Source organism: Serratia sp. 3ACOL1 (assembly GCF_003668775.1).
Lineage (GTDB): Bacteria > Pseudomonadota > Gammaproteobacteria > Enterobacterales > Enterobacteriaceae > Chania > Chania fonticola.
In genome coordinates this window covers 4,114,839-4,140,268 of record NZ_CP033055.1, presented here as the reverse complement: position 1 = coordinate 4,140,268, position 25,430 = coordinate 4,114,839, and the positions used below count along the sequence as shown (strand labels likewise).

The following is a 25,430-nucleotide window of genomic DNA, read 5'->3' as shown; positions in this document are numbered from 1 at the left end:
CCTTAGCCCACCAGGTAGGTGGCGGTGGCGCTGGCGATGTGTAAGCCATCGTGGTTGTGCAGCTCAACGCGTGCTACCGCCACTTTATTACCGCTACGCAGTACGCTGGCGGAAGCAACAAAATGCTCGCCGCGGCCTGGGCGCAGATAGTCGACGCGCAGATCGATTGTCCCCATGCGCGATAAACGGGACGCCAGCTCTTCTTCGATCAGCGGGTCCTGACGCATCAGCACGCTGCCCACGCACGCTAGCCCGGCGGCAACATCCAGTACGGAAGCGATCACGCCGCCATGCAGGATTTTTTGGGCGGCATTACCCACCAGCTTAGGTTGATTGGTAAAGCTCAATTCAACGTAGTCGTCCTCAAAGCGGCGTAGCTCCAGCCCCAATTCACGGTTAAATGGCATGTGATAGACGAAGATTTCGCCAATCTTCTGGCGGGCGGCCTCGAGGGTCAAAGTTGTGTGTGACATAGTTCCTTTCTTCATTTGAGTTCGGCCAGCCGATGTACTGGTCAGTCCAGGTTAATGACTTGTGGATTTTATGCTTATCTTTTGTTGCTTTCCAGGCCTGGCAGATAAATGTATTCACTAGTGCGGTAAAACCAGCAATGTGTGTAAAATAGCCTGCTTTTATTTCCGGGTTTTTCCTTATCTTTCGAGAGTGAACAAAATTATGCGCGTTCTGTCTGGGATTGTGATGGCGATGCTGTTTGCGCCAGTAGTGGTGCAGGCCAATGAGGCCACCGAGCAAAAGAATCTGAATAAACCGGCGGTTCGTGGCAGCATCATCGGCAACATGCTGCAACACTATGATAATCCGTTCACTCTGTATCCTTATGAAACGAACTACCTGATCTATACCGATACCAGCGATCTGAACAAAGAAGCGATCAAATCCTATAGCTGGGCGGAAAATGCCCGCAAGGATGAGGTAAAGTTCCAGCTCAGCCTGGCCTTCCCGATCTGGCGTGGTATTGCCGGTGAGAATTCGGTCTTGGGGGCATCTTATACCCAACGGTCCTGGTGGCAGCTCTCCAACCATGATGAATCCTCACCGTTCCGTGAAACCAACTACGAACCGCAGATTTTTGTCGGCTGGGCCACGGCGTATAAGTTTGCCGGCTGGACGCTGCGTGATATCGAAGTGGGTCTGAATCATGAGTCCAACGGCCGTGAAGATCCTACCTCACGCAGCTGGAACCGTGGTTATGCACGCCTGATGGCGCAGAATGGCGACTGGCAGGTCGAGGTCAAACCTTGGTTCCGGTTCTCGGAAAGCGACAGCAGCGATGATAACCCGGATATCACCAAATATATGGGCTATTACCGTCTGACGGTGGGTTATGCCTTGGGGGAAAGCGTGTTCAGTGCCGAGGGGCAGTACAACTGGAATAGCGGCTTTGGCGGCGCGCAGTTGGGTTGGAGCTACCCAATTACCAGCCATGTGCGTTTCTATACCCAGGTGTTCAGCGGCTACGGCGAATCGATGATTGATTACAACTTCAAGCAGACACGGCTGGGTGTTGGTGTCATGCTTAACGACATTATGTAGTTTAGGTAATAACGGTGTCAGTCAGGCACCGTGATAGCGATAAATGGGGAAGTGTGTGTCAACCGCAGCAGTGATAAACAGAGAGTTGCTGGCAGAGCAGGTATTACGCGATACCTTCGGCTACCAGCAGTTCCGTCCGGGTCAACAAACGATTATCAACGCAATTATCGGCGGCCAGGATTGCCTGGTGGTGATGCCGACCGGCGGGGGTAAATCGCTGTGCTATCAAATCCCGGCGCTGGTGATGGATGGACTGACGCTGGTGGTATCCCCACTGATTTCCTTGATGAAAGATCAGGTCGATCAGCTCTTGGCCTATGGCGTTTCCGCCGCCTGCTATAACTCGACGCAAACGCGCGAGCAGCAGTTAGAGGTGATGGCGGGCTGTCGCAGCGGCCAGATCAAGATGCTGTATATCGCCCCCGAACGGCTGATGATGGACAGCTTCCTCGAACTGTTGGATCACTGTCCGCCGGTGATGCTGGCGGTGGATGAGGCGCACTGTATTTCCCAGTGGGGCCACGATTTCCGCCCGGAATACCGTGCCCTGGGCCAGTTGAAGCAACGTTTCCCGACCATGCCGGTAGTGGCATTGACGGCCACCGCCGATGAAGCCACGCGGGGGGATATCGTTCGCCTGTTGGCGCTAGACGAGCCGCTGATCCAGATCAGCAGCTTCGACCGCCCCAATATCCGTTACACGCTGGTGGAGAAGTTTAAGCCGCTCGACCAACTTTGGCGCTTCGTGCAGGACCAGCGCGGCAAAAGCGGCATTATTTACTGCAACAGCCGCGCCAAGGTCGAAGACACCACCGCACGTCTGCAAAGCCGTGGATTGAGCGTAGGGGCTTATCACGCCGGACTGGATAACGAGCGCCGCTCCCAGGTGCAGGAGGCTTTCCAGCGTGATGATTTGCAGGTGGTGGTCGCTACTGTCGCCTTCGGCATGGGCATCAACAAACCCAACGTGCGTTTTGTGGTGCACTTCGATATTCCGCGCAACATAGAGTCCTATTATCAGGAGACTGGCCGAGCAGGGCGTGATGGCCTGCCAGCGGAAGCGATCCTGCTGTATGACCCGGCGGATATGGCCTGGTTACGCCGTTGCCTGGAAGAGAAACCGGCGGGGCAGCAGTTGGATATCGAACGCCATAAGCTCAACGCCATGGGGGCATTTGCCGAAGCGCAAACCTGCCGCCGCCTGGTGCTGCTGAACTACTTCGGTGAAGGTAAACAGCAGGCCTGTGGCAACTGCGATATCTGCCTTGACCCACCTAAGCGTTATGACGGCCTGGAGGATGCCCGCAAGGCGCTGTCGGCGATTGGCCGCGTTGGGCAACGTTTCGGCATTGGCTATGTGGTGGAGGTGCTGCGCGGCTCCAATAACCAGCGTATCCGCGAGTTTGGTCATGAAAAGCTGCCGGTGTACGGCATTGGCCGCGATCAGACCACCGAACACTGGACCAGCGTGCTGCGCCAACTGATCCATCTGGGCTTTATCACCCAGAACATAGCGATGCATTCGGCGCTGCAACTGACTGAAGCCGCGCGCCCGGTGCTGCGTGGTGAAGTAGTGCTACAGCTGGCGGTGCCGCGTATTCAGAGCTTCAAGGTACGCAGCAGCGCCAACCAGAAATCCTACGGCGGCAATTACGATCGCAAGCTGTTTGCCAAACTGCGCAAGCTGCGTAAATCGATTGCCGACGAAGAGAACATCCCACCGTACGTGGTGTTCAACGACGCAACCCTGCTGGAGATGGCCGAACAGATGCCGATCAGAGCCAGCGAGTTGTTGAGCGTCAACGGGGTGGGGCAGCGTAAGCTGGAACGTTTTGGTGCGCCATTTATGGCGATGATCCGCGCTCACCTCGACGGTGACGACGAATAAGGATAATCACTCATGCTGATGTTGTTTTTAACGGTGGCGATGGTGCATTTGATTGCGCTGATGAGCCCAGGGCCGGACTTCTTTTTTGTCTCGCAAACCGCAGCCAGCCGCTCCCGTCGCGAGGCGATGATGGGCGTGGTGGGGATCTCCCTTGGCGTAATGGTCTGGGCCGGTGTGGCGCTGCTGGGGTTGAACCTGATCCTGCAAAAGATGGCCTGGCTGCACCAGATTATCATGGTGGGCGGTGGCCTGTATCTGTGCTGGATGGGCTGGCAACTGCTGCGTTCCGCCCGTAGCCAGAATGCGCAAACTGCTCCGGCAGCAGAGGTGAAGGTGGCGTTACCCAAGCCGGGCCGCAGCTTTATCCGTGGCTTGCTCACCAACCTTTCCAATCCAAAGGCCGTTATCTACTTTGGTAGCGTGTTCTCGCTGTTTGTCGGCGAGGATGTAGGTGCCGGAGCGCGCTGGGGATTGTTCGCTCTGATCACCGGTGAAACCTTTATCTGGTTTACCCTGGTGGCGATCATCTTCGCGTTACCCGCCATGCGCCGGGGCTATCAGCGGATGGCGAAATGGATCGATGGCCTGGCCGGGGTGTTATTCACCGGTTTTGGCCTGCACCTGATTTTTACCCGTTAATAATCGTCGGGCCGAACGCTTCGGCCCAATCGATCATGCCTTTCTTGCCGTTGCCAGTAATCCCGCCACCAGAATAAACAGCGAGCCAAAAATCCGGTTCAGCAGCTGCATTTGGCGCGGGGTCTTTAACCAACCGGCAATGCGCGTGGCCAGCGTGGCGTAACCAATCATCACCAGGATATCGATCACCACCGTGGTGACGCCGAGAATGACATACTGCTCGGCCTGGGGCTGGTTGGGCATGATGAACTGCGGGAACAGAGCTGCCAGAAACACGATGCTCTTGGGGTTGGTCAGATTTACCAGGACGGCGCGGCGAAACAGGCGGCGGCGTGGCATGGTGCCTGCCAGAGTGTGCAGATCCAACGCGCCTGCGGCGCGCCACTGCTGGATACCCAGCCACACCAGATAGGCCGCACCAAACCATTTCAGTAGTTCAAAGGCCAGCAGCGACTGGGAAACCACCGCGCCGAGGCCAATCCCCACCAGCACGATATGGATACTCAGGCCTACCTGTAGACCCGCAATCGACGCTGCCGCTCCACGATAGCCGTGGCTGATGCCGGTACTCATGGTGTTGATGGCACCGGAACCGGGGGAAAGACTGAGGATAAGGGTTGTCAGCAGATAGGTTAGCCACCAGTCTAAGGTCATTGCAATGCTCCCTGAATACACCAATTTGTCACCAATTTGTGCCACAATACGCTAGTATGATTTCCCGTGCCAGAGATCACATTTACCTCTCTGAACATCCCGTTAAAAGGTAGGCCATGTCGTCATTCACCCTTGATCCCGCGCAATGGTTAAACCGTGAAAAGCAGTTTTCTGCCTTCGCGACTGGGCCACTGCTGGATTTTTGGCGGCGACGTGAGGAAGGGGAGTTTACCGGCGTCGGGGGCGTACCCATCCGCTTTGTACGCTTTACTTCCCCGCTGCACCAGCGGGTGGTAGTGATCAGCCCTGGGCGCATCGAAAGCTATATCAAGTACCCGGAAGTGGCGTACGATCTGTTTCACAGCGGCTATGACGTGATGATCATCGATCATCGTGGTCAGGGGCTGTCCGGGCGGATGCTGGCAGATACTCACCGGGGGCATGTGGTAAACTTTGCCGACTACGTGGACGATTTCGCCCAGTTTTACCATCAGCAGGTCAAACCCTTGGGTTACCGGCAGCACGTCGCGCTGGCACACTCTATGGGGGGCGCGATACTGGCGCAGTTTTTGGCGCGTGAGCCACAGTCGTTTGCCGCCGTAGCACTCTGCGCGCCGATGTTGGGCATTTATCTGCCGATGCCGGGCTGGATGGCCAACGGTATTTTGAATTGGACGGAAAAGCGCCCAGGGCTGCGTGACTATTATGCGGTTGGTACCGGGCAGTGGCGGCCATTGCCCTATGTGGTCAATACGCTGACCCACAGCCGCGAGCGTTATCGCCGCAACCTGCGTTATTACGCCGATCATCCCGAGCTGCGGGTAGGTGGGCCAACCTATCACTGGGTCAAAGAAAGTATTCAGGCCGGGCAGCAGATCATTGCCCAGGCTGCTAACATCACTACGCCGATTTTATTATTGCAGGCCGGTGAGGATCGGGTGGTAGACAACCGTTCCCAGCGCGCTTTTTGTCAGGCACTGTCAGACGCGGGACACCCTTGTGAAGGGGGAAAACCGTGGGTTATCAAAGGCGCTCGCCATGAGATCCTGTTCGAACGGGACGCGATGCGCGCCGAGGCACTGAACGCAATCCTGCGTTTCTTTGCTCAGCACTTAGGTGGTACTGCTGCCGCCGAAAATTCCACTAGAGGTTAGAACATATCGCTATGTATCACGTCGTTGCTTCCGATTTAGATGGCACTCTGCTGTCCCCTGAGCACACCCTGACACCGTACGCCAAAGAAACGCTGCAGCTGCTGACGCAGCAGGGCGTGCACTTTGTTTTCGCTACCGGCCGCCACCATATCGACGTTTCCCAGATCCGCGATAATCTCGGCATCAGTGCTTTTATGATCACCTCCAACGGTGCGCGGGTACATAACACCGCCGGTGAGCTGATCTTCAGCCACAACCTGGATGAAGATATCGCCCGCGATCTGTACAACATGATGCACGATAACCAGGATATCCTGACCAACGTCTACCGCAACGACGACTGGTTCATGAACCGTGAAAGCCCGGAGCAGGAAGAATTTTTCCAGGAGTCGATCTTTAAATATGAGCTGTTTGAGCCGGGCTTGCTGGAAACCGATGGCGTGTGCAAGGTGTACTTCACCTGCGACGATCATGAAAAACTGCTGCCGCTGGAAGATGCCATCAACGCGCGCTGGGGCGATCGGGTCAACGTCAGCTTCTCGTTCCCAACCTGCCTGGAGGTGATGGCCGGTGGCGTCTCGAAAGGTCATGCGTTGGAAGAAGTCGCCAAGATCATCGGCTATTCGCTCAAAGAGTGCATCGCCTTTGGCGACGGCATGAACGATCTGGAAATGCTGTCGATGGCGGGGAAAGGCTGCATCATGCAGGATGCCCAGCAGCGTCTGAAAGACAAGCTGCCGGAGCTGGAAGTGATTGGCTCCAACGTTGACGACGCAGTGCCTCATTACCTGCGTAAAATGTACTCGATTTAACTGATTGGGGCGCAGTCTTTACCGGCTGCGCCCGCCGAGCGACCTGGCTCACATTCCATCAACGATTTTTTTGCTTCTATCCCGCCAACTGCATCAACTTAATTGCACCTAAAAGATCTCCCATCGTCAATCTCACATTAAACATAAGGGTATTTGTCTGCTGCAAAATATTCGTTGCAGCGCGCGAAATCGTTTATCTGTGATGTCTGCCGTAGCCCTTTATACTCGGATCAGACCCCAGAATTTCCGGCCTCCAGGCCGTAAAATAACGATTCAGGAGATGCGCCATGACACAGAAAACTTTTCACGCAGAACCCTTCGCCCTCCCTTTTGATATCGCCAGCACCGCGTTGGTGATGATTGACATGCAAAGAGACTTTGTTGAACCGGGCGGCTTTGGTGAAGCGCTTGGCAACGATGTTTCTTTGGTGCGCAGCGCGATTGAGCCTTGTAAAAAAGTGCTGGCTGCTGCGCGAAGCCAAGGATTGCTGGTTATCCATACCCGTGAAGGCCACCGAGCCGATCTAAGCGATTGTCCTCCGGCCAAGCTAACCCGTGGCGGACAGACCTTTATCGGCACCCATGGGCCGATGGGGCGTATTCTGGTACGCGGCGAAGCGGGCCACGACATTATCCCTGAACTCTACCCGCAGGCCGGTGAACCGGTGATCGACAAGCCAGGCAAAGGTGCGTTCTATCAGACCGACCTGCATCTGATCCTGCAAAACCACGGCATCAAAACGCTGATCGTTTGTGGTGTAACTACCGAGGTATGTGTCACCACCACGGTGCGTGAAGCCAATGACCGTGGCTATGAATGCATTATTCCGCAGGACTGCGTCGGCTCTTACTTCCCAGAGTTCCAGAAGTACGCGCTGGAGATGATCAAAGCCCAAGGCGCGATTTTTGGCTGGGTCAGCGATGCCTCCGCGATTGTGGGTGGTTTGCAGGACTGATGCCCTCACCCCAACCTCCACAGGAAGAGGGAGCTGGTCGGAGCGTTTGATTAGTCCGTACGGCTTCGGAAATTGGGGTAAAGGTATTACGCAGGAATATCAGTGAACTCGTTCGGCTCCCTCTCTCCTGGGGGAGAGGGTTAGGGTGAGGGGACATAGCACGGAGCCAAGATGTCTCCCCCGGAATGGCAGAGTTTTCAGGAGTAGGCAAATGGCAGTCACGGCGTTTTCGGCACTCTCCATCGGTTATCTGGCAGCCAACAGACTGGCAGACCAGGATCGCCTTCAAGTGCACAGCTGTTTTCAACGCTCGCTGAATCTGCGCCATCCTGATGGCTATCTACTGCCGCTATTGAGCAGTGCTTTTCAAGACCTGCCGGATGCGATCCGCATCCCGGTGAGTCGCGAGTGGGATTGGCGGCATCACGCCCAGATTGGGCAGATGGTCACTTTTCATCACGGCGTACTGCGCGGAGTCGGTTGGAGTGTGGCGATAGACGATGCTGTCTGTTGGCAGCCGGATCAGATGGATGCTGATGAACCAACACTGCTGAATGCCCTGAGCCATTACGCCACCCTGGAGTGGCAACTCATCGAGTATTGCCACCAGTACCAGAGCGAAAGCGACTTACAGTTGCTGCCCGGCAGGATACAAAGTGGCACTGCACGTCACCCGCCACGCGTGGTACAGCTTGACCTTACAGACAGCTCCGAGCGGCTGGCAGCGGAAGTGACCGGGCTGATTGGCTACGGGCGCGGGCTGACGCCAGACGGTGATGACTACCTGTTGGGATATATGGCAGTGCTGTGGCCATGGCGGCAACATCCCGTTGTTGCCAGCCATGTCGGCGCATTGCGTGACCTTGTTGGTAGCCAACTATCGCGTACCAATGATATCAGCCGACATTACCTGGCCCGCGCGTTGGCAGGCCACTTTTCGGCACCGATCTGTCAGTTGATGCTAGTGCTGGCGTCAACGGCCTCTGCTACGCAGGTGCAGCTCACAGCGCTAGAGGTGATGCAGTTTGGTGCCTCATCCGGTGTGGACTGTTTAGCCGGGATATTACATGGACTGAGAACGCTACGCAGCTCACTCTGATCCCGGTGTAATGCAATTATTGATTTTAACATGCTGAAAAAGCTTGTTTTTCAGCAGGGAACCCTTTTGCCCGAATTCCCATTACGGGCAAATCTCGAACAGGTAAATGCGATGAGTGTAATGCATAAAGTTTTTGCCAATCTCTATCAGGACTCGGTGTCATTGATGCAGATTTCGGCGCACATCAGCAAGCTCCCCGGAATTGAACAGGCTTCGGTGGTGATGGGGACAGAAACCAATCTGGTCCAACTGCGTGATGCAGGATTGGACGATGGCTGCAAGGCCGGGCCCAACGATCTGATCATTGCCGTGCGTGGCGAAGAGACGGCTTGCAACGACGCGTTGGAGATCGCTCATCAGCGGCTCAACAGTAAGCCAATGGAAGGCGGCTCGGAGGGACCACTAACGCCACCGTTGGTGAGCCTGGAAATGGCGGCAGAGCTTCAGCCCGATATCAACCTGGCGCTGATTTCCGTACCGGGAGATTACGCAGCGGCGGAGGCGATCAAGGCATTGAATTTAGGCATGAACGTGATGCTGTTCAGCGACAACGTCAGCCTAGAGCAGGAAAAACAGATCAAGCTGTTGGCCCAGCGTAACAACCTGCTGGTGATGGGGCCGGACTGCGGTACCGCCATCATCAACGGCCTGCCGCTGGGGTTTGCCAACGTGGTGAAAGCCGGTTCGATCGGCATCGTCGGTGCTTCGGGCACAGGTTTACAGGAGGTAACCTGCCGTATCGACCAACTGGGTGACGGAATTTCACAGGCGTTGGGTACTGGCGGGCACGATCTGCATGAAGAAATAGGCGGCATTTCGATGCTGCACGGGCTACAGGCTCTGGCTGCCGATCCAGTTACCCAAGTGATTGTGTTGATTTCCAAGCCGCCAGCTCGTCCGGTGGCCGAACGCATTCTTGAACAGGCGCAGGCCTGCGGTAAGCCGGTAGTGGTTAACTTCCTCGGTGCAACTCCGGAGGACATCACCCGTCCAGGGATCACTGCCGCATCTACCCTGGCTGATGCCGCCGGGATTGCCGTCGCGTTGGCTGAAGGTACCGCCGTACCCGCTTCGGTCACGCTTATCCCTGCGCAGGATATCCAGATGTTGCAACGGGCCTGCGACCAGCTACCTGCCTCTCGCCATGCTATTCGCGGCGTATTTGCGGGCGGCACCTTCTGCTATGAGAGCCAGTTGCTCTGCCAGCAGCAAGGCTTCAGCGCGGCTTCCAACACGCCGGTAAAAGGCAACACTCGGCTGACGGATATCTGGCATAGCTATGGGCATACGTTGATCGATATGGGGGACGATGACTTCACCCGTGGCAGGCCGCACCCGATGATCGATCCCACCCTGCGCAACCAGCGCATTGAGGCGGAATTGAAAGACGCGGATACCGCCGTGGTGCTGTTCGACTTGGTGCTGGGTTATGGCGCAGCGGACGAGCCCGCGACCGACCTGCTTGCCATATTGGGTCAACACCACAGCAGCGGCGGCCCGCTACTGATTGCCCATGTGTGCGGCACCGAAGCCGACCCTCAACAACGCTCACGTCAGATTACTGCCTTGCAGCAGGCTGGTGTACTGGTTGCCGGTTGCAACGCCCAGGCGGCGCTGTGGGCCAGCCAGGTTGCTCGAATTCAGGCTGAGAAAAACGGAGAAACAGTATGAACCCATTATTCCAGCAGCCACTGAAAGTGGTTAACGCCGGGCTGGCCAGTTTTGCCGACAACCTGCAACAGGCTCAGGGTGACGTGGTCGCTCTGCATTGGCAGCCGCCAGCATTGGGCAACGTACAGGCCGGATTGGATCTGGCGGCATTGATCCGTCATCCGTTGGTCGAGCAGGCCAACCAGATCGCTTTCGAGCGTTATCTCAGCGCCCAGCCGGTATTGGTTGACGTGATGAGCGCCAGCGAAGCCGTTCCCGCAATGGCACAGCGTAAGCTGATCCTGCACTCCGGCCCCCGATTGCCTGGCCAGATATGTGTGGCCCGGTGAAGGGCGCAATTATTGGCGCGATCCTGTTCGAAGGTTGGGCCAGCGACCACCAGGTCGCAGAACGTCTGGTTACCGAAGGCCAGATTGAACTTGAGCCTTGCCATCATCACCAGGCGGTTGGCCCTATGGCTGGCATCATCAGCCCATCGATGCCGGTGTGGGTGATCGAGAACAAAACCAACGGCCAGCGCGCGTTCAGCAACTTCAACGAAGGGCTGGGCAAGGTGCTGCGCTTTGGTGCCAACAATGAAGAAGTGTTGCAACGCCTGCAATGGATGAAGCAAGAGCTGGCCCCGGCGCTTAAGGCCGCAGTGCGTCAGATTGGCGAACTGGAGCTCAAGCCACTGATGGCGCAGGCGCTGCACATGGGCGATGAGGTTCACAACCGTAACTCTGCCGCCACCGGCCTGCTGATAAAACGCCTGGTGCCAGCGCTGCTGACCTGTAATCTTCCGCTGGAAGCGCTACAGCGTGTGGTGGCATTTATTACCGGCAACGATCACTTCTTCCTCAACCTGTCGATGGCGGCCTGTAAAGCGATGATGGACGCCGCGAGTGGCGTACCTTACAGCTCTATGGTCACCGTGATGGCGCGCAACGGCGTCAACTTCGGCATTCGTCTGTCCGGTACTGGCGACCGCTGGTTCCAGGCTCCAGCCAACGCAGTTGAAGGGCTGTTCTTCCCTGGTTTCGGTGTCGACGATGCTGCTGCCGATCTCGGGGACAGCGCCATCACCGAAACCGCAGGGGTTGGGGGCTTTGCCATGGCCTCTTCACCGGCCATCGTGAAATTTGTCGGTGGTACACCAGCGGATGCCACCAATAACAGCCGCCGTATGCAGTTCATCACCCTCGGTGCTAACCCAGCCTTCACTCTGCCAGCACTGAACTTTGCGCCGACGGCGGCGGGGATAGATGCCCGTAAAGTGGTCGACCGCCAGATCCTGCCGGTGATTAACACTGGTATTGCCCATAAACAGGCCGGAGTTGGGCAGATTGGTGCCGGTATCACCACCGCGCCGATGCCTTGTTTTGTCGAGGCCATTCAGGCTTTGGCCCAATCATTGCCCGCAGGAGATCAAGCATGAGCAAACCCTTGGCCGTCGTGGCCGTCGGCGGTAACGCGCTGATCCAGAGCGATCGTCACAACAGCATTCCCGATCAGTATCAGGCGGTGGTTGAAACGGTCGGGCACGTCGTCGAGATGATTGAGGCCGGTTGGGATTTGGTACTGACCCACGGCAACGGGCCGCAGGTTGGCTTTATTCTGCGCCGCTCGGAGCTGGCAGCAGAAGAAGTTGCACCGGTGCCGCTGGACTATGCCGTTGGTGATACGCAGGGGGCGATTGGCTACATGTTCCAGAAAGCCCTGCATAACGAGCTACAGCGCCGTGGTATTCAGCGGCAAGTGGTGGCGCTGGTGACGCAAACCCTGGTCAGTGCTGACGATGCTGCATTCCAGCACCCGAATAAACCGGTAGGCGCATTCTTCGATTGGCAGACGGCGCAGGAGCGAGAGCAAACGCTGGGCTGGACAGTAATGGAAGATGCGGGCCGTGGTTGGCGGCGCACGGTGCCTTCACCGGCACCGTTGGAAATCATCGAGCGTGGGGTGATTAGCCAGTTGCTGGCGCAGGGCTGCATCGTGATCGCTTGTGGCGGCGGCGGTATCCCGGTGATTCGAGATGAACATCAGCAACTGCGGGGCGTGGAGGCAGTGATCGACAAAGATCTCGCATCGGCATTGCTGGCAGAACAGTTGGGGGCGGATCTGCTCATGATCCCCACCGGTGTTGAACAAGTAGCGATTAACTTCGGCACACCGCAACAGCAATGGCTGGATACGTTGAGTATCGAGCAGGCCCAGGAATTGCTGCAACAGGGGCAGTTTGGCGCTGGCAGCATGCAGCCGAAAATTGAGGCCATCCTGGGATTTGTGGTGCATAGCCAGCAGCAGGGCAAAAACGGCCAAGGGCTGATCACCAGCCCGCAGGCGATTAAGGCCGCACTGAATCACCAGACCGGCACCTGGATTAAGTCATAACACTTTAGGAGAGACAACAATGAGCCTGACAACTTTGGTGGCGGTAAACGGCACCCTGATGCGCGGTCTGGAACTGAATGACAACATGACCAAGGCCGGTGGTATTTTCGTACGTGAAGATCAAACCGACGCCCATTACCGGCTGTGGAGTATCAACGATCGTCACCCAGGCATGATCCGGGTGATGGAGGGCGGCGTGAGCGTGGCACTGGAAATCTGGCAGCTACCGATGGCTTCGTTTGCCACCCTGTTGCTCAGTGAGCCAGCCGGCTTGGCGATCGGAAAGGTGAAATTGCTCGACGGCAGCGAGGTGCTGGGCGTATTGGCAGAGCCTTGGCTGGTCGCAGGGCAAAAGGAAATCACCGAACACGGCAGTTGGCGCCAGTATACCGGTGAAGCGTTCACGGGTTGAGCTGATTGCCGTTTACTCACAAGGAGTCATGTATGCGTAAGACAGACGAAAGCGTTAATACGGCCTCGGGTTTTCATATTGCGATGATCCTGTTGGGGATTGCTGTCACTCCGGTGCTGCTTTCTTCATCCAGCCTGGGTAGCCAGCTCTCTCACTCAAGCCTGATCACCGTGCTGGCGTTGGGCGGGCTGATCCTGGCGGTGCTGGCTGCCATCACCATCAGCGTGGGCGAAAAGGCCCGGCTGCCAACCTACGGCATCGTGAAATATCCGTTCGGTGAACGTGGGGCGATTGCCATTAATATCCTGATGGCTATCAGCCTGTTCGGCTGGATTGCCGTGACGGCGAATATGTTTGGTCACTCGGTGCACGACCTGCTGGCTCAGCACGGGATGAACCTGCCGATACCGCTGCTGGTGGTGATAGGCTGCTGTATTTTTGTCGCCTCAACCGCCTTTGGCTTTGCCGTGCTGGGTAAGGTGGCGCAAATTGCTGTGCCGATCATTGTACTGGTGTTGTGTTATATCCTGTATGTGGCAACGCACGGGAAGGTGGAACTGGTACAAAGCGTCGGCAGTATGAATATCGGCGTGGCAGTCTCTACCGTGGTGGGGACGATCATTGTGTTGGTCGCCACCTTGCCGGACTTTGGCAGCTTTGTGCATAACCGCAAGCACGCCCTGATCGGCGCGTTGCTTACCTTCCTGGTTGCCTATCCGCTGCTGTATTGGGCGGGGGCAACGCCAAGCGCCTTGAGTGGGCAAGGCTCATTGCTGGCGGCGATGGCGGCATTCGGTTCAGTATTACCTGCTGCGCTGTTGCTGGTGTTTGCCTGTATTACGGGCAACGCGGGCAATATGTTCCAGGGTACCCTAGTGGTCTCTACTTTGTTGACTCGTTTCCCTAAATGGCAGATCACTCTGGTGTTAGGCATTCTGGCGGCGATTGTCGGCAGCATGGATATCATGACCTGGTTTATCCCGTTCCTGCTGTTCCTGGGAATTGCTACACCGCCGGTAGCCGGGATCTATATTGCCGATTTCTTCCTCTATCGCCGTAACGGCTATCAGGAAAGCGTGCTGGTAGCAGAACCGCAGATCAAGTTACTGACTTTCGTGGCCTGGGCTGTGGGTTCCGCCATTGGTTTTATGACCGTTAACGGCATCTTCACTCTGACGACCATTCCTTCGGTGGATTCGATCTTGGTGGCCTGCGTAGGTTATGCATTACTAAGCAGGATAGGTCGGCAAAAATAATCAGTTATAATCGGACATAATGAACGGGCTGCCAGCATATTAGCTGGCAGCCTTGCCGGTAGCACGCTCCCAGGGAATCATTATGCTTATCTCCGACGAAGCTTTACGCGTTGTTCATCTGGTTGCCAAATACCAGAGCATCACCACTGCCGCCGAGCACCTGAACAAAGTCCCTTCCGCGATCAGCTATACGGTGAAGAAGCTGGAGGAAAGCTTTGGTGTCGAACTGTTTCTGCGTAAAGGCCGCTATATCGAGCTTACCCCGGCGGGCGAATATTTCATTCAACACAGCAAAACCATCCTCAACGATCTGGATGCCCTGCGGCGCAATACTGCGCTGATCCATAGCGGTGTGGAGCAGGAGCTGACGATTGCGGTGAACAATATTATCCCTCGCTCGGCTATTGTAGAGTTTGTCTGTGCCTTTGAGCAGGCGTTCCCTTCCACCCGTTTAACCATTGATACCGCCGTGTATAACGGCTGCTGGGACGCGCTGTATGGTAAACGGGCCAATCTGGTGATCGGTGCGCCGCACGCGGTGCCCAGTACCGAGGGGATCGTCAGCGAATCTATCGGTCATCTGGAATGGGATTTTGTGGTGGGGCCGCAGCACCCGCTGGCGATACAGGTTCAGCCGTTGCAGAACAGCGAACTTCGCCAATACCCAGCGATCTGCATTCGTGATACTGCGGTTAACTTCGTGCCACAGCAGGCCTGGCTGCTGGAAGGGCAAAAGCCGATGTTTGTGCCCGACTTTGCTACCGCCATCGAATTGATCCAGCGCAACGTTGCCATTGGCTATGTGCCGCATCATCTGGCGCTCCCCTTGCTGAATGCCGGTTCGCTAGTGAAAAAACCGATGCAGGAGCATAAACACGCCACGCAGATCTTTTTCGCCGCTCGCTCCGACGGTATGGGCAAGGTGAGTAGTTGGTGCATGGACTACCTGCTGGCCCCGGCGTTCCGTGCCAGATTACATGGGCAATTGTGAGGGGCCACGTTATTCCTGAACTTTGCAGACCAAATCGTACGAAGATAATGTGCCGTCCGGGGTGCCTTGGATCAGCTCGATATCCTGATCCAGGCTGCAAAATAAAGCGGCGGCGCTGCGTACCGGTGTGGCGTAGGTAATATCCATGAATAGGCGGCTGACGTTATCGACAGGCCTGTTTTTCAGCTGTTTCTTTACCCATTGTTCCAGCTCAAGTGCGATTTTTTGCAGGTCGTCATTTTCTTTCAGCAGGTGGATCTCAACCTCTCTTGCCCCTTCAATGCTGGCCAGTTCGGTCTGATACTCAAGCTGTAAAGCCTGAGGGAGCAGCAACGACAGCTTCTCTGCGCTGGTATAGGTTTGCAGGAACGGCGCAACCTGGCCAACCGCCGGGGTGCCGACCACATGCGGGCCATGCAGCAGTGGTTTTTTCTTGGTGATGCGGTAGAGGTGGGGCTTTTTAACGTGATGTAACGTCATGACCGAGGCCAGCAGCAACAGCAGCGTGGTAAACAACAGCGGGATAAACCAGATGAAGAAGCTGGTCAGATCGGTAAATGGGTGCGAATAGCGCTCGACGTCATCCGGGCGGAAGAAACGCAATATCATCTTGAAGATCAGCCCCTCATTCAGCGCATCGGTGACCCAGCCGGTCAGCACTATGGCGGAAAGGGCATAACAAGATGTCTTGATATGATGCAGTAACACTGAACGTTCCACGATCTCTTTTCCTTATCAATCGCCGACGGCCGTATCCTTTCATCACGCACTGTAATAATCAAGGAGGAGGCTTATTATTGCCCGTGTGGTAAATCAACGTCCTACCCGTCGTTTTGCACTTCCAATCCGGCCGCTTTCCATTCCGGAAAGCCATCTTCCAGACAGCGAGCGGTAAATCCGTTGGCGCGTAACGTCTTCATGGCATTAACAGACAGCGCACAGTAAGGCCCGCGGCAATAGGCCACTACCTCTTGCTGTTTGAGTAACTCAGGCAGTCGGCTTGCCAACTCTTCCACCGGGATGTTAATGGCGTTGGGCAGATGGCCCGAGGCGAACTCTTCCGCTGGCCGCACATCCAGCAGCGTGACATCACCTTCATGCAGTCGGCGCAGCAACTCGGTGCGGGAAATGGATTCCAGACGCTCGCGCTGGTTGAGGGTGTCAGCGACAAAGCTGCCGATCTCATTATGGCGGAACTCCATAAACTGGCGGATAGCGGCCAGCAGAGGTTGCACAGGCCCATCCCCCAAACGGTAGTAAACGTGCTTTCCTTCCCGGCGTGATTGCACAAAACCGGCGCGTTTGAGGTGTTGCAGATGTTGGGAGGCGTTGGCAATCGTCAGCCCGGCCAGTTCGGCCAGCCTTTCCACCGGCCTTTCCCCTTGGGCGATATGTTCAAGCAGCATCAGGCGATGCACATTGCCCAGTGAGCGGGTGATTTCGGCAAACTCGTTAAACACCAGGCGTTGGCTATCATCACTGAGTGTTGACATGCGGTCCTCGTTAAATCATCATTCAATTTATTAATTGAATGTTAGAGTATCAAAACTGACTGATGCTAGCCAGCACAAAAGGGCCGCTTGATGGATATGCTATTACACGCCACCGTAATTGGGATCGCTGCGACCCTGGTCATGGATCTCTGGGCAATAGGGCAGAAACGCCTGTTCAATATCCCTTCACTCAACTATCGGCTGGTTGGGCGCTGGATCGGGCATATGCCAAGGGGGAAGTGGGTTCACCACACCATTGTGCAGGCATTACCGGTCAAAGGTGAAGCCTTGATGGGGTGGGGGGCGCATTACATGATCGGTATCGTTTTTACCTGGTTATTTCTCATCATCATGGGGCCAGCTTGGCTAGAACAACCAACCTTCCTGCCCGCTTTGGCGATGGGGGTTATCAGCGTAGTCGCGCCATTTTTCCTGATGCAGCCCAGTTTCGGCTTTGGTTTCGCGGCCGCGAGAACGCCGCAGCCTAATATTGCACGCCAGCGTAGTTTGATCGCTCATGCCTCGTTTGGCATCGGCATTTATGTGAGTGCTTTACTGTTACAGCTGGTCTGGTTCTGATCCCCGCCGGGTAATCCCGGCGGGGAGTGGGGAGTTGTTACTTATGTTGCCCCTGCTTTTGCAGGAACTGTACGCCCTTGTCCGGGAAGTCGGTAAACACGCCGTCAACGCCCGCCTGATTGTAAATCGTGTCGAACAGCTGGTTCACGTCGGTGACGTACTTCGGCAGTTTATCGGCACGAATGGTGTAAGGGTGCACCGCCATATTGCTGGCATGGGCGTCCTTGACCATATCGGTCAACACGATCTGGTTCGGCTTGGATTTCTCTTCGACGATCAGCATGTGATAGTCCGGCCCGATGCCGTCGGCATACTGGGCGATCTTTTTCATCGCGCCCGGTTTGAACATCCAGTCGTAGTCATAGTTGACCCACTTGCCGTCGGCCTTCTGCTCGTAGGTTTCGTTCCAGTCGGTGTAGGCAATCAGCTGTACCAGCTTCAGATCCATCCCCATCTTGGGTTCCAGCTGATCCTTGATGCGTTTCAGCTCGTTGGCATCAAAACACTGCAGATAGACGTTGTCGCTCTTGCTGGTGTAACCGTATTGCTTGAGGACTTCCAGCACCTTGGTGGAGATGTCTTTTCCTTCCTGCTGATGGAACCAGGGGGCCTTGATTTCCGGGTAGAGGCCGATGTTCTTGCCGGTTGAATGATTGAGACCCTGTACGAACTCGATCTCTTCCTGGAAGGTGTGGACGCGGAAGTCGGATTTGCCCATCGGGAAGCGGCCAGGGTAGCTTTGCACCTGCTTACCGTCTTTGATATCAAAGCCTTCGGTGAACTTCAGCGATTTGATCTCAGGCAGCGTAAAGTCGATAGCGTAGTAGCGGCCATCTTTACGCGCCCGGTCCGGGAAACGTGCGGCAACGTCGGTGACGCGATCCAGATAGTGGTCGTGCAACACCACCAGCTCGTTGTCTTTGGTCATCACCAGATCTTGCTCAAGGAAGTCGGCCCCTTGCGCGTAGGCCATCGCCTTGGCCGGTAACGTATGCTCCGGCAGGTAGCCGCTGGCACCGCGGTGTGCGATAACCACTTTATCCGCAGCCTGTGCGGCACTAAGCATTGAAGTGGCAAGAATGATCCCTGTCAGCAGGGCTTTGGTTTGAGTCCGCATTCTGTGTTGCTCCATGTTGTAGAGGTAAGAAAAAGGCCGCACAGCGCGGCCTTTTTACCCGTCGTCTTTCAAGCTGCAGCGTTGTTACCCGCACTATCTCACCCCAGTCACTTACCCAAAAGTAAGCTCCTGGGGATGAGATAGCTTGGCGCCTAGCTGCAGCTCGAAATCCATAGGGTAAATATTATGCAGAAACGTAATGACGATTAACCGCGTTTGGCCGCGATTTCTGCGTGGTGTTTCTTCTCGCTGAACATGGTCAGCACCAGCAGGATCACCGCACCGATGCTGCCGCCGATCATCACCATAAAGCCGCCGTCCCAACCGAAGTAGTCAACGGTATAGCCGACGATGGCGCTGGCTGCGACTGAGCCGCCCAGGTAACCGAACAGACCGGTAAAGCCTGCGGCGGTACCTGCCGCTTTCTTCGGTGCCAGTTCCAGCGCGTGCAGGCCGATCAGCATGACCGGGCCATAGATCAGGAAGCCGATGGTGATCATACAGGCCATATCGATGCCAGGGTTACCCACCGGGTTCAGCCAGTAAACGATGGTGGCGATGGTGACCAGAACCATGAAGAACACCCCGGTGGCACCACGGTTGCCTTTGAACACCTTGTCCGACATCCAGCCGCACAGCAGGGTGCCTGGGATACCGGCGTATTCGTACAGGAAGTAGGCCCAGGAGGACTTATCCAGAGCGAAGTGTTTCACTTCTTTCAGGTAGGTTGGTGACCAGTCCAGGATGCCGTAGCGCAGCAGATACACGAACACGTTGGCGATCGCGATGTACCACAGCAGTTTGTTTGGCAGTACGTACTGCATGAAGATCTGCTTGGCTGTCAGTTCTTCTTCTGCTTCTTCGCTGTAATCATCCGGATAGTCGTTTTTGTATTCTTCAATCGGTGGCAGACCAACAGATTGCGGGGTGTCACGCATCAAGGCGAAGGCGATCAGGGCCACCAGGATCGCACCGAAGGCAGGCATATACAGCGCCGCATGCCAGTCGTTAAACCAGGCCATACCCAGCAGGAACAGCAGTGGAGGCAGGCCACCACCGACGTTGTGCGCACAGTTCCATACCGAAACGATACCGCCACGTTCTTTCTGTGACCACCAGTGCACCATGGTACGGCCACAAGGCGGCCAACCCATACCCTGGAACCAACCACACAGGAACAGCAGCACGAACATCACGGCAATGCTGGAGGTAGCCCAAGGCACAAAGCCCATAAACAGCATGACGGCAGCGGCCAGGATCAGGCCAGCGGGTAGGAATACACGCGGGTTGGAACGGTCAGAAACCGAGCCCATGATGAACTTGGAGAAACCGTAGGCGATGGAAATCCCTGACAGCGCAAAGCCCAGGTCACCACGGCTGAAGCCCTGATCGATCAGATACGGCATCGCCAGGGTGAAGTTTTTACGCACCAGATAGTAGGCGGCGTAACCGAAAAAGATCCCCATAAAAATCTGCCAGCGCAGCTTACGGTAGAGCGGGTCTACCTTGTCGACTGGCACACGAGAAATGTGTGCGGCTGGCTTAAAAATACTCAACATGAGCGCCTCCGATGGCTTTATCTGTTTATTGCCTCAACAGGAAACGGCTGTCCTGAAGATGAGCTTGCGGATACCTGAAGTGTTGTTAAATGTTCCATAACGAGCGCAATGCTAGAGAAAACCCCCCGGTCACACCGTGATGGATGGCGCATTTGTTACACTTTTATGAAACTGTGGCGAATTTTGAGTGATCGGTTAACATTTTGGAATGACTAAATAGCACAAATACGTGATATTGGTCACATTCATGGCTTTTTATGGCCATATTATTTTCGTTTTCTGTTCGTTATTGTTCCTTATCAAACAAAAACCCTACTGACTGTGGCTAAATAAATCCATAACTACAGGCTCAGGGGGCGTGATGAGCAACAACTCACCAATCACCGAAACGGACGTGATCATCATTGGCGGCGGCGCTACCGGCGCGGGGATTGCCCGTGACTGCGCGCGGCGCGGTCTGCGTTGCGTTTTACTGGAAAGGCATGACATCGCCACTGGCGCTACTGGCCGCAACCACGGGTTGTTGCACAGCGGAGCGCGCTATTCGGTCACCGACGGCGAATCGGCACGCGAATGTATTGAAGAAAACCGCATCCTCAAGCGTATTGCCCACCACTGCATAGAGCGTACCGACGGCCTGTTCATTACCTTGCCTCAGGACTCGTTAGCCTTTCAGCAGCAGTTTATTACCGCTTGTCGCAGTGCTGGCATTGAGGCCGAAGCCATTGACCCCGCGCAGGCATTACGCCTGGAGCCTGCGGCTAACCCCTCCCTGATCGGCGCGGTGCGGGTGCCGGATGGCACCGTCGATCCTTTCCGCTTAACGGCGGCCAACATGCTTGATGCGCGTGAGCATGGCGCACAAATCCTCACCTATCATCAGGTTACCGGTTTGTTACGTACTGGCGATCGCGTGACGGGCGTGCGCGTTTTCGATCACAAGGCCGCACAGCAGTACGATATTCATGCTCAGGTGGTGGTCAATGCCGCCGGGATCTGGGGCCAGCAAATTGCCGAGTATGCCGATCTGCGCATCCGTATGTTCCCTGCTAAAGGGGCGTTGCTGATCCTGGGTCATCGCATCAATAACATGGTGATTAACCGCTGCCGCAAACCGGCAGATGCCGACATTCTGGTGCCTGGTGACACCATCTCGCTGATTGGCACCACCTCTACCCACATCGATTACGACCAGATCGACAACATGGTCGTGACGCCACAGGAAGTGGATATATTAATCCGCGAAGGCACGCTGCTGGCCCCGAAACTGGCGCAAACGCGCATTCTGCGTGCCTATGCGGGCGTGCGGCCACTGGTCGCCAGCGACGACGACCCCTCTGGGCGCAACGTCAGCCGCGGCATCGTGTTGCTCGATCATGCGGCACGCGATGGGTTGGAGGGCTTTATCACCATTACCGGCGGCAAGCTGATGACTTACCGGCTGATGGCCGAATGGACCACCGACCTGGTCTGCGCCAAACTGGGTATCGATAGTCCTTGCACCACGGCGGAAGCGGCGTTGCCCGGTTCCCGTCAGAGCGCCGAAGAAACGGTGCGCAGCGTGGTTTCACTACCTGCCAGCATCCGGGGTTCGGCGGTGTACCGTCATGGCGATCGCGCCAGCCTGGTCCCTTCTGGCAACCGGCTGGACAACAGCCTGGTGTGTGAGTGTGAAGCGGTGACTGCCGGTGAGGTGCGTTATGCAGTGGATTCTCTGACCGTCAACAATCTGGTCGATCTGCGCCGCCGTACCCGCGTTGGGATGGGGACCTGCCAGGGTGAGCTGTGTGCCTGCCGTGCAGCAGGCTTGTTGACGCGGTTTAACGTGGTGACGCCGCAGCAATCCATCACCCAACTGTCCCATTTCCTCAATGAACGCTGGAAAGGCGTGCGGCCTATCGCCTGGGGCGATGCCCTGCGGGAGAGCGAATTCACCAGTTGGGTATATCAAGGGTTATGTGGGTTAGATGCGCAAGGCGACCCTAAGCAGGAGGCGGATGATGCAATTTGATGCGGTGGTGATTGGTGGTGGCTTGGCCGGGTTGAGCTGTGCTATCCGTTTAGCCGAGCATGGCAAACGCTGCGCGGTAGTCAGTTCCGGCCAAAGCGCGCTCTATTTTTCTTCCGGCTCGCTCGATTTGCTGGCCCATCTGCCCGATGGTTCGCCGGTGGCGTCGCCTCTGTCTGCCTTGTCCGAACTGGCGCAACAGGCTCCACAGCATCCGTATAGCCTGATGGGGGCCGCACAGGTGGCCGCGCTGGCAACGCAAGCCGAGCAATTGCTACAGCGTTGCGGGTGGCAGATGCAGGGTGATAGCAGCCAAAACCATCTACGCGTGACCCCGCTTGGGACCCGCCGTGCCACCTGGCTCAGCCCCCAGGCGATCCCTGTCTCTCCCTTGGGCAGCAAGTTGCCGTGGCAGAATATCGCCGTACTGGGGATTGAAGGTTTTCTGGATTTCCAACCGCAGATGGCGGCCAGCTCATTGATGCAAGAGCAGGGTCTCAAGGCTGAGGTGGCATTTTTGCATCTGCCTGTTTTGGATCGCCTACGTAATAATCCCAGCGAGTTCCGCGCGGTGAATATCGCCCGCGTACTGGATCTACCAGAACATCTGGCCCTGCTGGCGGAAGAGATCACACGCCAGGCAGGTGAGGCAGAGGCCATCTTGCTGCCAGCTTGCCTGGGGCTAGAGGATGATGAACCGTTGATGACGTTGCGCCGGTTGGTCGGTAAGCCTGTTTATCTGTTACCCACGCTGCCACCTTCCGTGCTCGGCATGCGGCTGCATCAGGCATTGCGCCAGCGTTTGCAGCAGCTGGGTGGGGTATTTATGCCGGGGGATAGCGTGTTGCGTGCCAGCTTCGACGGGCAGCGCGTCACCGGTCTGTATACCCGCAATCACACCGATATTCCGCTGCGGGCACAGCAGGTGATACTGGCCAGCGGCAGCTTCTTCAGCAACGGCCTGGTGGCCGCTTTTGACGGCATTCGTGAGCCGGTATTTGGCCTCGACGTGTACAGCAAAACTGAACGTGCCGACTGGAGCGATGCCAATCTGTTTGCTCCGCAGCCGTACCTGCAATTTGGGGTTCAGACCGATACCGCGCTGCGGGCGTTAAAACAGGGGGAGGCGATGAACAATCTGTATGCTATCGGTGCCGTGGTTGGCGGTTACGATCCGTTGCAGCAGGGATGTGGTGCCGGGGTTTCGCTGCTCGGTGCACTGCACGTAGCCCAACAGATCCTGGCCCAGGAGGTTTCAGCATGAGCCTGTTACCAGACAACAGCTTCGAGAGCTGCATCAAATGTACCGTCTGCACCACCTATTGCCCGGTCGCCAAGGCCAACCCGCTCTATCCGGGGCCAAAGCAGGCCGGGCCTGATGGGGAGCGCCTGCGGCTGAAAGATCCGGCGCTTTACGACGAAGCGCTGAAGTATTGCACTAACTGCAAGCGCTGTGAGGTGGCTTGCCCTTCCGACGTTAAAATCGGCGATATTATCCAACGCGCCCGGGCCAACTTCAGCCAAAGTAAACCGACGCTGCGCGATGCCATCCTCAGCCACACTGACATCATGGGCACGCTCTCGACGCCGTTTGCGCCGATCGTCAATGCCACTACCGGCCTGAAGCCGGTGCGCAAGCTGTTGGATAAGGCGCTGAAGATCGACCATCGGCGTGAGCTGCCGAAATACTCGTTTGGCACCTTCCGCCGTTGGTACCGCCAGCAGGCGGAACAGCAGCAGCGCTATGCCGAGCAGGTGGCGTTTTTCCACGGTTGCTTTGTTAATTACAACCATCCGCAGCTTGGCAAAGACCTGATCAAGGTGTTTAACGCCATGGATATCGGCGTGCAACTGCTCAAGCGTGAGAAATGCTGCGGCGTACCGCTGATCGCCAACGGCTTTATTGCGCAGGCGAAGAAGCAGGCCAAAGTGAATGCGGAATCGCTGCATGATGCTGTCCTGACCAAAGGCATACCGGTGGTGGCTACTTCGTCGAGTTGCACGTTTACCCTGCGTGATGAGTATCCGCATTTGCTGGACGTGGACACCTCGGCGGTACGTGAACGAGTTGAGCTGGCTACGCGTTATCTCTATCGTCTGATCAGCCAAGGGCGTACTTTGCCGCTCAAACAGACGCCGCTGCGGGTGGCTTATCACACGCCGTGTCATATGGAGAAAATGGGCTGGACGGCCTATACGCTGGAGTTATTGCGGCAGATCCCAGGGCTGGAACTGGTGGTGCTGGACTCGCAGTGCTGCGGTATCGCCGGGACTTACGGCTTCAAGTCGGAAAACTATGAAACCTCGCAAGGCATTGGTGCCTCACTATTTCGCCAGATTGAAGCCAGCGGAGTGGATATGGTGATCACCGATTGTGAAACCTGCAAATGGCAGATCGAGATGTCCACCAGCAAGCGCTGTGAACATCCGATCACCCTGTTAGCGCAGGCATTGGCGTAACAGATTAAACGGGCCAGCATGCTGGCCCAGTGCGATTACTGCTTGATCTTCACCGTATTGAAGACGCCAGCCGCTACGCTTTGAGACTGCTGCTGGTTATCCGCTGGCAGCGTGATTTGCAGGGTCAGTTGCTTACCGTCTGGCAGCATAGCGAGCAGCACGCCAGAGTAGGCTTTTTGGCCTGCCACGGTGATCACGGTATCCAGTTGGCGCATTGGCGTGCCGTTAATTTCAACCGCTTTATTGGTAATGACCTGCAGGTTGGCATCGCGGGAGTGTTGCTGCTCTTCCATGCGCTTGGCCAGGGTGTCCAGATCGCCCGCTGCCTTGTCGGCAACGATCACGATCACCGCACGCTGGTTGCTGCTGTCGGCATAGATGTGCACGTTAGTTGGCTGGTTGGTCAGCTTATCGCTCTGATCGGCCAAACCGTTTGGCAGGGTAAAGGTCAGCTTGCCATCCAATAAACTCACCTGTTGCCCGGTTGGGACGCTGGCTGCTGCGCTGCCTGCGGGGGCATTAGTGTCTTTGGTGGCGCTATCACAGGCTGCCAGGCCAAGCACTAACAGGCCGATACCCATCAATTTTGTTACTTTACGCATCTGGTGTTCCTTATTCCTTTGCAGATAGAGTTGGTTGACCGTATGGCTAGATGTCACAGGTTTTTTTTAAGTAATAGACGATACTCGTCTACTTCGCCTTTCTTTTCTAGAGTGAAAATCTGATATTCGTGGCTAATGAGCATTATTAGAGCA

At 56.2% G+C, this 25,430-nt stretch carries 23 protein-coding genes and 1 pseudogene; 17 read left to right on the top strand and 7 right to left on the bottom strand.

Translation table 11 applies throughout. The annotated features are described in order from the left end of the window. Window positions 1–2: 2 nt before the first annotated feature. Complete coding sequence (locus D9980_RS18690) at window positions 3–473, bottom strand: thioesterase family protein (protein WP_021807770.1); 471 nt, start codon at window positions 471–473, stop codon at window positions 3–5. 202 nt (window positions 474–675) lie between these two features. Here D9980_RS18690 and pldA point away from each other — a divergent pair, with 202 nt between their 5' ends. Genes pldA through rhtC form a run of 3 tightly spaced genes read left to right on the top strand, consistent with a single transcriptional unit; the run spans window position 676 to window position 4,081 of the window. Further along, a complete protein-coding gene (pldA, locus tag D9980_RS18685) occupies window positions 676–1,554 on the top strand; it encodes a phospholipase A (protein ID WP_121608097.1) in 879 nt (292 codons plus the stop codon). A 55-nt stretch (window positions 1,555–1,609) separates the two neighbouring features. Beyond that, window positions 1,610–3,442, top strand: coding sequence for an ATP-dependent DNA helicase RecQ (recQ, locus tag D9980_RS18680; protein ID WP_024484660.1), 1,833 nt, complete (start codon window positions 1,610–1,612; stop codon window positions 3,440–3,442). Window positions 3,443–3,454: 12 nt separating this feature from the next. Then, window positions 3,455–4,081 carry a threonine export protein RhtC gene (rhtC, locus tag D9980_RS18675; RefSeq protein ID WP_021181525.1) on the top strand — a complete coding sequence of 209 codons (627 nt, stop codon included), beginning with the start codon at window positions 3,455–3,457 and terminating at the stop codon, window positions 4,079–4,081. A 33-nt stretch (window positions 4,082–4,114) separates the two neighbouring features. Here rhtC and rhtB read toward each other — a convergent pair whose 3' ends face one another. Then, window positions 4,115–4,735 carry a homoserine/homoserine lactone efflux protein gene (gene rhtB, locus D9980_RS18670; protein WP_021181524.1) on the bottom strand — a complete coding sequence of 207 codons (621 nt, stop codon included), beginning with the start codon at window positions 4,733–4,735 and terminating at the stop codon, window positions 4,115–4,117. A 116-nt stretch (window positions 4,736–4,851) separates the two neighbouring features. On the opposite strand from rhtB, the gene pldB reads away from it, so the two are divergent. From pldB to D9980_RS18620, 10 genes and pseudogenes are all read left to right on the top strand, one after another. Continuing rightward, entirely contained in the window at window positions 4,852–5,889 is a 1,038-nt protein-coding gene (pldB, locus tag D9980_RS18665) for a lysophospholipase L2 (protein WP_121608096.1), read from the top strand. An 11-nt stretch (window positions 5,890–5,900) separates the two neighbouring features. Continuing rightward, complete coding sequence (gene yigL, locus D9980_RS18660; RefSeq protein WP_024484658.1) at window positions 5,901–6,701, top strand: sugar/pyridoxal phosphate phosphatase YigL; 801 nt, start codon at window positions 5,901–5,903, stop codon at window positions 6,699–6,701. Between the two features lie 287 nt (window positions 6,702–6,988). Continuing rightward, the gene (locus D9980_RS18655; RefSeq protein WP_024529547.1) at window positions 6,989–7,657 is read left to right on the top strand and encodes a cysteine hydrolase family protein; all 669 of its coding nucleotides are present in this window, start codon (window positions 6,989–6,991) and stop codon (window positions 7,655–7,657) included. 211 nt (window positions 7,658–7,868) lie between these two features. Continuing rightward, window positions 7,869–8,756: a DUF2877 domain-containing protein gene (locus tag D9980_RS26875; RefSeq protein ID WP_202728100.1), complete on the top strand. Its 888-nt coding sequence runs from the start codon at window positions 7,869–7,871 to the stop codon at window positions 8,754–8,756. 111 nt (window positions 8,757–8,867) lie between these two features. Then, a complete protein-coding gene (gene fdrA, locus D9980_RS18645) occupies window positions 8,868–10,427 on the top strand; it encodes an acyl-CoA synthetase FdrA (RefSeq protein ID WP_121608095.1) in 1,560 nt (519 codons plus the stop codon). Further along, window positions 10,424–11,844: pseudogene (locus D9980_RS18640) on the top strand (DUF1116 domain-containing protein). The gene fdrA and the pseudogene D9980_RS18640 overlap by 4 nt, the downstream one beginning before the upstream one ends. Further along, window positions 11,841–12,800, top strand: coding sequence for a carbamate kinase (gene arcC, locus D9980_RS18635; protein ID WP_121608094.1), 960 nt, complete (start codon window positions 11,841–11,843; stop codon window positions 12,798–12,800). The pseudogene D9980_RS18640 and the gene arcC overlap by 4 nt, the downstream one beginning before the upstream one ends. A 19-nt stretch (window positions 12,801–12,819) precedes the next feature. Then, window positions 12,820–13,212 carry a glutamyl-tRNA amidotransferase gene (locus tag D9980_RS18630; RefSeq protein WP_121608093.1) on the top strand — a complete coding sequence of 131 codons (393 nt, stop codon included), beginning with the start codon at window positions 12,820–12,822 and terminating at the stop codon, window positions 13,210–13,212. A gap of 32 nt (window positions 13,213–13,244) precedes the next feature. Further along, window positions 13,245–14,468, top strand: a complete 1,224-nt coding sequence (locus D9980_RS18625) for a cytosine permease (protein ID WP_121608092.1) — start codon at window positions 13,245–13,247, stop codon at window positions 14,466–14,468. An 82-nt stretch (window positions 14,469–14,550) separates the two neighbouring features. Next, on the top strand, window positions 14,551–15,459 hold the full coding sequence (locus D9980_RS18620) for a LysR substrate-binding domain-containing protein (protein WP_121608091.1): 909 nt from the start codon (window positions 14,551–14,553) through the stop codon (window positions 15,457–15,459). A gap of 9 nt (window positions 15,460–15,468) precedes the next feature. On the opposite strand, the gene D9980_RS18615 is transcribed toward D9980_RS18620, so the two are convergent. Together D9980_RS18615 and D9980_RS18610 are read right to left on the bottom strand one after the other, a co-directional pair. Next, window positions 15,469–16,179, bottom strand: a complete 711-nt coding sequence (locus D9980_RS18615) for a hypothetical protein (protein ID WP_121608090.1) — start codon at window positions 16,177–16,179, stop codon at window positions 15,469–15,471. 101 nt (window positions 16,180–16,280) lie between these two features. After that, window positions 16,281–16,952, bottom strand: coding sequence for a metalloregulator ArsR/SmtB family transcription factor (locus D9980_RS18610; protein ID WP_121608089.1), 672 nt, complete (start codon window positions 16,950–16,952; stop codon window positions 16,281–16,283). 90 nt (window positions 16,953–17,042) lie between these two features. Here D9980_RS18610 and D9980_RS18605 point away from each other — a divergent pair, with 90 nt between their 5' ends. Beyond that, on the top strand, window positions 17,043–17,531 hold the full coding sequence (locus D9980_RS18605) for a DUF2938 domain-containing protein (protein ID WP_121608088.1): 489 nt from the start codon (window positions 17,043–17,045) through the stop codon (window positions 17,529–17,531). Window positions 17,532–17,568: 37 nt separating this feature from the next. Here the strand turns inward: D9980_RS18605 and glpQ are convergent, their stop codons facing one another. Continuing rightward, window positions 17,569–18,648: a glycerophosphodiester phosphodiesterase gene (gene glpQ, locus D9980_RS18600; RefSeq protein WP_121608087.1), complete on the bottom strand. Its 1,080-nt coding sequence runs from the start codon at window positions 18,646–18,648 to the stop codon at window positions 17,569–17,571. 206 nt (window positions 18,649–18,854) lie between these two features. Beyond that, complete coding sequence (gene glpT, locus D9980_RS18595; protein WP_121608086.1) at window positions 18,855–20,207, bottom strand: glycerol-3-phosphate transporter; 1,353 nt, start codon at window positions 20,205–20,207, stop codon at window positions 18,855–18,857. 361 nt (window positions 20,208–20,568) lie between these two features. Here glpT and glpA point away from each other — a divergent pair, with 361 nt between their 5' ends. Genes glpA through glpC form a run of 3 tightly spaced genes read left to right on the top strand, consistent with a single transcriptional unit; the run spans window position 20,569 to window position 24,675 of the window. Beyond that, window positions 20,569–22,218, top strand: a complete 1,650-nt coding sequence (glpA, locus tag D9980_RS18590; RefSeq protein WP_121608085.1) for an anaerobic glycerol-3-phosphate dehydrogenase subunit A — start codon at window positions 20,569–20,571, stop codon at window positions 22,216–22,218. After that, window positions 22,208–23,479 carry a glycerol-3-phosphate dehydrogenase subunit GlpB gene (gene glpB, locus D9980_RS18585; protein WP_121608084.1) on the top strand — a complete coding sequence of 424 codons (1,272 nt, stop codon included), beginning with the start codon at window positions 22,208–22,210 and terminating at the stop codon, window positions 23,477–23,479. Before glpA ends, glpB begins: the two co-directional genes overlap by 11 nt. Beyond that, window positions 23,476–24,675: an anaerobic glycerol-3-phosphate dehydrogenase subunit GlpC gene (glpC, locus tag D9980_RS18580; RefSeq protein ID WP_121608083.1), complete on the top strand. Its 1,200-nt coding sequence runs from the start codon at window positions 23,476–23,478 to the stop codon at window positions 24,673–24,675. Before glpB ends, glpC begins: the two co-directional genes overlap by 4 nt. A 35-nt stretch (window positions 24,676–24,710) precedes the next feature. Here glpC and D9980_RS18575 read toward each other — a convergent pair whose 3' ends face one another. Beyond that, window positions 24,711–25,277 carry a DcrB family lipoprotein gene (locus D9980_RS18575; protein WP_121608082.1) on the bottom strand — a complete coding sequence of 189 codons (567 nt, stop codon included), beginning with the start codon at window positions 25,275–25,277 and terminating at the stop codon, window positions 24,711–24,713. Window positions 25,278–25,430 lie beyond the last annotated feature (153 nt).

Bases quoted from the DNA above. Each gene is read 5' to 3' on its own strand.
- D9980_RS18690 (WP_021807770.1), bottom strand. From the start codon at position 473: ATGTCACACACAACTTTGACCCTCGAGGCCGCCCGCCAGAAGATTGGC.
- pldA (WP_121608097.1), top strand. From the start codon at position 676: ATGCGCGTTCTGTCTGGGATTGTGATGGCGATGCTGTTTGCGCCAGTA.
- rhtC (WP_021181525.1), top strand. From the start codon at position 3,455: ATGCTGATGTTGTTTTTAACGGTGGCGATGGTGCATTTGATTGCGCTG.
- rhtB (WP_021181524.1), bottom strand. From the start codon at position 4,735: ATGACCTTAGACTGGTGGCTAACCTATCTGCTGACAACCCTTATCCTC.
- pldB (WP_121608096.1), top strand. From the start codon at position 4,852: ATGTCGTCATTCACCCTTGATCCCGCGCAATGGTTAAACCGTGAAAAG.
- yigL (WP_024484658.1), top strand. From the start codon at position 5,901: ATGTATCACGTCGTTGCTTCCGATTTAGATGGCACTCTGCTGTCCCCT.
- D9980_RS18655 (WP_024529547.1), top strand. From the start codon at position 6,989: ATGACACAGAAAACTTTTCACGCAGAACCCTTCGCCCTCCCTTTTGAT.
- D9980_RS26875 (WP_202728100.1), top strand. From the start codon at position 7,869: ATGGCAGTCACGGCGTTTTCGGCACTCTCCATCGGTTATCTGGCAGCC.
- fdrA (WP_121608095.1), top strand. From the start codon at position 8,868: ATGAGTGTAATGCATAAAGTTTTTGCCAATCTCTATCAGGACTCGGTG.
- arcC (WP_121608094.1), top strand. From the start codon at position 11,841: ATGAGCAAACCCTTGGCCGTCGTGGCCGTCGGCGGTAACGCGCTGATC.
- D9980_RS18630 (WP_121608093.1), top strand. From the start codon at position 12,820: ATGAGCCTGACAACTTTGGTGGCGGTAAACGGCACCCTGATGCGCGGT.
- D9980_RS18625 (WP_121608092.1), top strand. From the start codon at position 13,245: ATGCGTAAGACAGACGAAAGCGTTAATACGGCCTCGGGTTTTCATATT.
- D9980_RS18620 (WP_121608091.1), top strand. From the start codon at position 14,551: ATGCTTATCTCCGACGAAGCTTTACGCGTTGTTCATCTGGTTGCCAAA.
- D9980_RS18610 (WP_121608089.1), bottom strand. From the start codon at position 16,952: ATGTCAACACTCAGTGATGATAGCCAACGCCTGGTGTTTAACGAGTTT.
- D9980_RS18605 (WP_121608088.1), top strand. From the start codon at position 17,043: ATGGATATGCTATTACACGCCACCGTAATTGGGATCGCTGCGACCCTG.
- glpQ (WP_121608087.1), bottom strand. From the start codon at position 18,648: ATGCGGACTCAAACCAAAGCCCTGCTGACAGGGATCATTCTTGCCACT.
- glpT (WP_121608086.1), bottom strand. From the start codon at position 20,207: ATGTTGAGTATTTTTAAGCCAGCCGCACACATTTCTCGTGTGCCAGTC.
- glpA (WP_121608085.1), top strand. From the start codon at position 20,569: ATGAGCAACAACTCACCAATCACCGAAACGGACGTGATCATCATTGGC.
- glpB (WP_121608084.1), top strand. From the start codon at position 22,208: ATGCAATTTGATGCGGTGGTGATTGGTGGTGGCTTGGCCGGGTTGAGC.
- glpC (WP_121608083.1), top strand. From the start codon at position 23,476: ATGAGCCTGTTACCAGACAACAGCTTCGAGAGCTGCATCAAATGTACC.
- D9980_RS18575 (WP_121608082.1), bottom strand. From the start codon at position 25,277: ATGCGTAAAGTAACAAAATTGATGGGTATCGGCCTGTTAGTGCTTGGC.